We start from the raw sequence: 7278 nt of genomic DNA on the forward strand, positions 1-7278 counted from the left end.
CATGGGGTCATGCCCATCTTCGCCACGACCTACCGCTACGCCGCCGACTCGACCGAGGCGCGTGACGCGACGCGCCCCGAGCACCGGGCCTATCTTGCCGAGCTGACCGACGCGGGGCGCCTCGTCATCTCGGGTCCCTACGTGGGCGAGCCCGCCGGCGCGCTGCTGCTCTTCGACGCGGAGTCCCAGGAGGACGCGCAGCGTCTGACCGACGCCGACCCCTTCGTCACGGAGGGCCTCGTCGCCGAGGTCACCGTGCAGGAGTGGACGCCGGTGTCGGGCCGGCTGGCGCCGCAGTTCTGAGCCGGTCGGCGACCCCGCGGGCGGCGCTGCGGCCGGCCCGGTTGGCACCGATCGTGCTCGCCGAGGGGCCGTAGCCGACCATCTGCACGCGCGGATCGGCCACCGCCGTCGTCCCGTCCAGCTGGATCCCGCCGCGCGGGCTGCGCAGGCGCAGCGGCCCGAGGTGCTCGATCGCGGGCCGGAACCCCGTCGCCCACAGGATCACGTCGGCGCGCTCGAACGCCGCCCGCCCGGGCGAGGGGGCGGCCCAGCGCACCCCGTCGGGCTCGATCGCGCTGAACATGTCGCGCCGGGCGTCGTACGCCCCCAGACGCTCGGCCTCGCGCTCCTGCTCGCGCAGGACCGAGCCGGTCACGCTGACGACGCTGCGCGGCGGCAACCCCTGACGTACCCGCTCCTCGACCAGGGCGACGACCTCGCGGCCGATCTCCGGCGTGAACTCGCCGGTGCGCCAGACCGGCTCGCGCCGGGTGACCCACACCGTCTCGGTGATCGGGGCCAGCGCGCCGACGAACTGGACCGCCGAGGCGCCGCCGCCCACCACGACGACACGCTTGCCGCGGAAGTGGTCGGGTCCCGGATAGTCGACGGTGTGGAGCTGCTCGCCGCTGAACGTCTCGATGCCGGGGTAGTGCGGGACGAACGGGCGTGTCCACGTGCCGGTCGCGTTGACCAGGGTCCGTGCGGTCCACGACCGCTCGGACGACTCCACGACGAGCAGGCCGCCCTCGTCACGGACCCGGGTGACCGTGACGGGTCGCACGACCGGCAGGTCGAAGCGCTGCTCGTAGGCCGCGAAGTACGCCGGCACGAACCGGTTGGCCCGCTCGGCCCCGGAGTCGCCGGGGATCTCGGACCTCGGCAGGTCGGCGACCCGGTGCACGTCGTGCATCGTCAGGGCGTCCCAGCGGTGCTGCCACGCACCGCCCGCGCGGTCGTCGGCGTCCAACACGACGTGCCGGATCCCGCGGCGGGACAGGTGGTACGACGACGACAGCCCGGCCTGACCCGCACCGATCACGACCGCGTCGAGGATGTCCACGACCGGGTCAACGCCGATCGGCGGGCAGGTATGCCCGGCTGCTCAGGCCGCGGGGGCCTGCGCGGCCACGGCCGTGGTCTGCTGCACGACCCGCACGATCAGGTCCGGGTCGTCGATCATCGGGACGTGACCGCAGTGCGGCAGGGCCACGTGTCGCGCCTCGGGCAGCCGCTCCTGGGCGATCGCCGAGGAGCTGTAGGGCAGGATCACGTCGCGGGTGCCCCACGCGATCGTGGTCGGCACGGGCACGTGGCCCTTGAAGGCGTACGTCACGCCGTGGCCGATCGTCCGCTCGAAGCCGTGGCAGTGCTTGAGTGCCAGCGCATCGCCGTAGACCTGCTCGGCGGTGAACCGCTCGGGATGTGTGTAGAGCGAGCTGCCGGCGAGTCGGCGCCCCCACGTGCGCCGCGAGGTGAACCGGAGCGCGGCCTTGGGCAGCTGGCTGCTGAGCCGCAGGAGGATCAGCAGCACGAAGGTCTGCAGCCGGTTGAGCGTTCCGAAGAAGCCGGCCGGGCTGAGCGCCGTGACCGAGCGGGCGAGTCCCCGCGCACCGAGCTCGAGCGCGATCGCGCCGCCGAGCGAGTTGCCGACGACATGCGGCTTCTCGACGCCCCACGCGGCGAAGTTGTCCGCGAGGTTCTTGCACGCCGTGTCCATGTCGTACGACGCGCTGAGCGGATAGGCCGGCGACTCGCCGAACCCGGCGAGGTCGACCGCGATGACGTCGTAGGACTCGGCCAGCTCCTCGAAGACCGGGTCCCACGCCTGCCGGCGGTGGCCGATGCCATGGATCAGGACGAGCGGCTCGCCGGAGCCCTTGCGTGTGTAGACCAGCTCGGAGAGCATGCGGCCGTCCTCTCGGGGGTGCTGCGGATACGTGACAGCGATGATGACACATCCCGATACCGGCGGTATGCGACCGGGGTCACTTGAAACAGTGACAGTGTTACTGTCACAATTCGTAGGTGACCAACTCTTCCGGACCCCTGCACGGCGTGCGCGTCGTCGAGCTCGTCGGCATCGGCCCCGGGCCGTTCGCCGCGATGCTGCTCGCCGACCTCGGCGCCGACGTCATCCGGGTCGACCGCCCCGGCGGCAACGCGCTGCAGCTCGGCGCGCCCGAGACCGACATCCTCGGCCGCGGCCGTCCGTCCGTCGCGGTCAACCTCAAGGACCCCCGCGGCGTGCAGGTCGTGCTCGACCTGGTCGAGTCGGCCGACATCCTGATCGAGGGCCTGCGCCCCGGCGTGACCGAGCGCCTCGGCCTCGGCCCGGAGGACTGCCACGCCCGCAACCCCCGCCTGGTCTACGGTCGGATGACGGGCTGGGGACAGGACGGGCCACTCGCGCACACCGCCGGCCACGACATCAACTACATCTCGGTCGCCGGCGCGCTCGGCGCGATCGGCCGTGCCGGTGGACCCCCGCAGGTCCCGCTCAACCTGGTCGGCGACTTCGCCGGCGGCTCGCTCTACCTCGTGACCGGCCTGCTGGCCGCGCTGACCCACGCGCGGGCGACCGGCGAGGGCCAGGTCGTCGACGCCGCGATCACCGACGGCACGGCGCACCTGATGTCGATGATCGTCGCGATGCAGCAGGGCGGCAGCTGGAGCGACCAGCGCGGCACCAACCTGCTCGACACCGGCACCCCGTTCTACGACGTCTTCGAGACCTCCGACGGCCAGTGGATGTCGGTCGGTCCGCTCGAGCCGCAGTTCTACGCCGCGCTCGTCGAGGGCCTCGGGCTGACCGACGCCCCGGGGCAGTACGACTTCGCGCGCTGGGGTGAGCTGCGCGCGACGCTCACCGAGACGTTCGCGAGCCGCACCCGTGCCGAGTGGGAGCAGGTCTTCGACGGCACCGACGCGTGCGTCGCGCCGGTGCTGAGCCTGACCGAGGCGTACGAGCACCCGCACAACGTCGCCCGCGGGACGTACGTCGAGCGGGACGGCCTGACGCAGCCCGCGCCGGCGCCGCGCTTCTCGGCGACCCCCGCGACCCTGACGACCCCGCCGCAGAAGGCCGGGGCCAGCACGGTCTCCGCACTCACCGACTGGGGCATCGCCGATGTCGACCAGCTCATCTCCGACGGCGTCGCCGTCCAGTCCGACTGAAAGGGACACCCCCATGAAGAGGAACATCTTCGACGCCGACCACGAGGCGTTCCGCGACACCGTCCGCTCGTTCTGCGAGAAGGAGATCGCGCCGCACCACGACCAGTGGGAGAAGGACGCGATCGTCCCCCGCGAGGTCTGGGAGAAGGCCGGCGCGATGGGCCTGCTGGGCTTCATGATGCCCGAGGAGCACGGCGGTGGCGGGGTCAGCGACTTCCGCTACAACGCGATCCTCACCGAGGAGATCACCCGCATCGGCGCCAGCGGCATCGGCTTCGTGATCCAGACCGACCTGGTCTCGGGCTACCTGCTGTCGCTGGCCAACGAGGAGCAGCAGGCCCGCTGGTTCCCGAAGTTCTGCAGCGGCGAGATGATCACCGCGATCGCGATGACCGAGCCCGGCACCGGATCGGACCTGCAGGGCATCAAGACCACCGCGGTCCTGGACGGTGACGAGTACGTCATCAACGGCTCCAAGACGTTCATCACCAACGGCATCAACTCCGACTTCGTGATCGTCGTGTGCCAGACCGATCCGTCGGCCGGCGCGATGGGCTTCTCGCTGGTCGTCGTCGAGCGCGGCGCCAAGGGCTTCGAGCGCGGCCGCAACCTCGACAAGATCGGCCTCAAGGCGCAGGACACCGCCGAGCTGTTCTTCGACAACGTCCGCGTCCCGGCCGCCAACCTGCTCGGCGAGGCCGGCAAGGGCTTCATCTACCTGATGGAGAAGCTGCCCCAGGAGCGGCTCTCGATCTCGGTCGTCGCCGCGGCGGCGTCGCGCCGGATGATCGACATGACGGTCGAGTACGTCAAGGAGCGCAAGGCGTTCGGCAAGCCGATCGGTTCGTTCCAGAACACGCGTTTCACGCTGGCCGAGCTCGAGACCGAGGCGCGGATCGCGCAGGTGTACGTCGACGAGTCGATCCTGCGCCTCAACGACAAGACCCTGACGGTCGACGACGCCGCGATGGGCAAGTGGTGGACGACCGAGCTGCAGAAGAAGGTCGCCGACCAGTGCCTCCAGCTGCACGGCGGCTACGGCTACATGAGCGAGTACCCGATCTCCAAGGCGTACCTCGACACCCGCATCCAGACGATCTACGGCGGCACGACCGAGATCATGAAGGAGATCATCGGCCGCGGGATGGGCCTCTGATCCGCTGAGCGTGACGTTTGGGCCCCCGAATCATCGATCCGGGGGCCCAAACGTCACTGCCAGCAGTACGTCAGGAGCGGCGGCGGACGGTCTCGCGCTTGGCCTCGTCGACGGCGGTCTCGTACGCCGTCACGAGCGCCTGGATCGTCAGCGGCTTGAACCGCTCGATCAGGGCCGTGATGTCCTCGACCGGGCGGCCCGAGTCGCGCAGCGCCGGCCACCACATGGTCCGGAAGACCTCGGTGATCTCGCGCGCGACGGCCTTGCCTGCGTCGTCGAAGATCTTGCGGGACGCGTGCGCGACCTCGATCGGCATGTCGGTCTCGATGAACTGGATGCCGACGGCGAGGTGCGCCGGGGCGACCTGGAAGACGTCCTCCTTGGGCGTGGGCTCGACGACGCCGAGCGCGATCAGCATCTCGATGTCGTGGTCCGACAGGGCACGTCCCGAGCGCAGCTCGAGCGCGGGGCGGTCGAGCTGCTCGGGCCGGTCGGCCATCCACGGTGCCAGGAGCGTGCGGTGCACCGCGACCTGCTCGGGCGTCGCGTCGGACGGGATGTTGTCGAGGTAGCCCTCGATCGCCGACAGGGTGAACCCGTGTGCCTGCAGCTCCTTGACGAGCTCGAGCCGGGCCAGGTGGTCGGGCCCGTAGAAGCCGTTGCGACCCTCGCGGCGCGGTGGCGGGATGAGGCCGCGGCCGGCGTAGAAGCGCACGGTCCGGACCGACATCCCGACGCGGGACGCGAGCTGCTCGACGCTCAACGTCTCGGCGGGAACGGGGTTCATGGGTCCGAGGCTAGCCCACCGGACGCCCTGCGAGGCCTGTCACACACCCCGACTCTTGGACTTTGACAGTGTTGGTGTCACAATCGGGGTTGTCAGTTCTGCTGACGCGCCATCCACCCTGATTCTGCACGACTTCTTTAAGGATGCTTCTTATGACCGAGGCCTTCGTCTACGACGCCATCCGCACCCCCCGTGGTCGCGGCAAGAAGACCGGATCCCTCCACGAGGTGAAGCCGATCTCGCTGGTGACCGGACTCATCGACGAGATCCGCAAGCGCAACCCCACCCTCGACACCGACGGGATCGACGACCTGGTCCTCGGCAGCGTCTCCCCGGTCGGTGACCAGGGTGGCGACATCGCCAAGACCGCGGCCCTTGCCGCAGGACTGCCCGACACCGTCGCCGGCGTCCAGCTCAACCGCTTCTGCGCGTCGGGCCTCGAGGCCGTCAACCAGGCCTCGGCGCGCGTGCGCTCGGGCTGGGAGGACATGATCCTCGCCGGTGGCGTCGAGTCCATGAGCCGCGTGCCCATGGGATCCGACGGCGGCGCCTGGGCCATGGACCCGCGCACCTCGTTCGACACCGACTTCGTGCCCCAGGGCATCGGCGCCGACCTCATCGCGACGGTCGAGGGCTACAGCCGTGTCGACGTCGACACGTTCGCCGCCGAGTCGCAGGCGCGTGCCGCCAAGGCGATCGCCAACGGCTACTTCAACAACTCGGTCATCCCGGTCAAGGACGCGTCCGGCCTGACGATCCTCGACCACGACGAGTTCGTCCGGGAGGGCACGACCGCCGAGAGCCTCGGCAAGCTGCCGCCGTCGTTCGCGCAGATCGGCGACCAGGGCGGCTTCGACTCCGTCGCGCTCGAGAAGTACCACTGGGTCGAGAAGATCGACCACGTCCACCACGCCGGCAACAGCTCGGGCATCGTCGACGGCGCGGCCCTCGTGCTGATCGGCAACGAGGCCGCCGGTGAGCGCCACGGCCTCAAGCCGCGCGCCCGCATCCTGTCGGCCGCGGTCTCCGGCTCGGAGCCCACGATCATGCTGACGGGCCCCGGCCCGGCCAGCCTCAAGGCGCTGGAGAAGGCCGGCCTGAGCATCGGTGACATCGACCTGCTCGAGATCAACGAGGCCTTCGCGGCCGTCGCCCTGCGCCTCATGAAGGACCTGGGCGGCTACCCGCACGACCAGACGAACGTCAACGGCGGATCGATCGCGATGGGTCACCCCCTCGGCGCGACCGGCGCGATGATCCTCGGCACCCTGATCGACGAGCTCGAGCGTCGCGACCAGCGGTACGGCCTGGCCACGCTGTGCGTCGGCGGCGGCATGGGTATCGCCACCGTCGTCGAGCGCCTCAGCTGATCCCCCTCCCCCTTTCGAAAGAGACACACCCATGACTGAAGCAGTGCGTTACGAGGTCGAGGGCGGAATCGCCAACATCGTCCTGGACGACCCCAACCAGAGCGCCAACACGATGAACGCCGACTACGCGGCGTCGATGGAAGCTGCCGTCGACCAGCTGGTCAAGGACATCGCGAACGACCCCGCGTCGATCAAGGGCGTCATCGTCTCCTCGGCGAAGAAGACCTTTTTCGCCGGCGGCGACCTCAAGCTCATGACGCAGGCGACCCCGGCTGACGCCCAGCGCCTGTTCGACGAGGTCGAGACCATCAAGGCCACGCTGCGCAAGCTCGAGACGTCGGGCAAGCCCGTCGTCGCGGCCATCAACGGCGCTGCCCTCGGTGGCGGCCTCGAGATCGCCCTGGCCTGCCACCACCGCATCGCGGTCGACGGCGGCTACTCGGTCGGCCTGCCCGAGGCGACCCTCGGCCTGCTGCCCGGCGGTGGCGGCGTGACCCGCACGGTCC

General features: G+C 70.3%; 8 protein-coding genes. 5 read left to right on the forward strand and 3 right to left on the reverse strand.

Going from position 1 to position 7278, the window contains the following annotated elements:
- The coding region (locus tag JWQ91_RS00160) for a YciI family protein (protein WP_297779183.1) at window positions 1-303 on the forward strand (303 nt) is incomplete at its 5' end.
- Here the strand turns inward: JWQ91_RS00160 and JWQ91_RS00165 are convergent.
- Window positions 251-1345 carry an FAD-dependent oxidoreductase gene (locus tag JWQ91_RS00165; protein WP_297779186.1) on the reverse strand — a complete coding sequence of 365 codons (1095 nt, stop codon included), beginning with the start codon at window positions 1343-1345 and terminating at the stop codon, window positions 251-253. The genes JWQ91_RS00160 and JWQ91_RS00165 overlap by 53 nt on opposite strands.
- Before the next feature lie 42 nt (window positions 1346-1387).
- Window positions 1388-2191: an alpha/beta hydrolase gene (locus tag JWQ91_RS00170; RefSeq protein ID WP_297779188.1), complete on the reverse strand. Its 804-nt coding sequence runs from the start codon at window positions 2189-2191 to the stop codon at window positions 1388-1390.
- Between the two features lie 119 nt (window positions 2192-2310).
- Between JWQ91_RS00170 and JWQ91_RS00175 the strand changes: the two genes are divergently transcribed.
- On the forward strand, window positions 2311-3459 hold the full coding sequence (locus JWQ91_RS00175) for a CaiB/BaiF CoA-transferase family protein (RefSeq protein WP_297779191.1): 1149 nt from the start codon (window positions 2311-2313) through the stop codon (window positions 3457-3459).
- A 13-nt stretch (window positions 3460-3472) separates the two neighbouring features.
- On the forward strand, window positions 3473-4615 hold the full coding sequence (locus JWQ91_RS00180) for an acyl-CoA dehydrogenase family protein (protein ID WP_297779194.1): 1143 nt from the start codon (window positions 3473-3475) through the stop codon (window positions 4613-4615).
- Between the two features lie 70 nt (window positions 4616-4685).
- On the opposite strand, the gene JWQ91_RS00185 is transcribed toward JWQ91_RS00180, so the two are convergent.
- Window positions 4686-5402, reverse strand: a complete 717-nt coding sequence (locus JWQ91_RS00185; protein ID WP_297779198.1) for a MerR family transcriptional regulator — start codon at window positions 5400-5402, stop codon at window positions 4686-4688.
- A 152-nt stretch (window positions 5403-5554) separates the two neighbouring features.
- On the opposite strand from JWQ91_RS00185, the gene JWQ91_RS00190 reads away from it, so the two are divergent.
- Both JWQ91_RS00190 and JWQ91_RS00195 read left to right on the forward strand, forming a co-directional pair.
- Entirely contained in the window at window positions 5555-6772 is a 1218-nt protein-coding gene (locus JWQ91_RS00190) for an acetyl-CoA C-acetyltransferase (RefSeq protein WP_297779200.1), read from the forward strand.
- Between the two features lie 31 nt (window positions 6773-6803).
- The coding region (locus JWQ91_RS00195) for an enoyl-CoA hydratase/isomerase family protein (RefSeq protein ID WP_297779205.1) at window positions 6804-7278 on the forward strand (475 nt) is incomplete at its 3' end.

Origin of the sequence: Aeromicrobium sp. (assembly GCF_025965075.1) — a bacterium.
GTDB lineage: Bacteria > Actinomycetota > Actinomycetes > Propionibacteriales > Nocardioidaceae > Aeromicrobium.

Excerpts from the sequence above, each read along its gene's own strand:
- JWQ91_RS00170 (WP_297779188.1), bottom strand. The coding sequence starts at position 2,191 with ATGCTCTCCGAGCTGGTCTACACACGCAAGGGCTCCGGCGAGCCGCTC.
- JWQ91_RS00185 (WP_297779198.1), bottom strand. The coding sequence starts at position 5,402 with ATGAACCCCGTTCCCGCCGAGACGTTGAGCGTCGAGCAGCTCGCGTCC.
- JWQ91_RS00180 (WP_297779194.1), top strand. The coding sequence starts at position 3,473 with ATGAAGAGGAACATCTTCGACGCCGACCACGAGGCGTTCCGCGACACC.
- JWQ91_RS00190 (WP_297779200.1), top strand. The coding sequence starts at position 5,555 with ATGACCGAGGCCTTCGTCTACGACGCCATCCGCACCCCCCGTGGTCGC.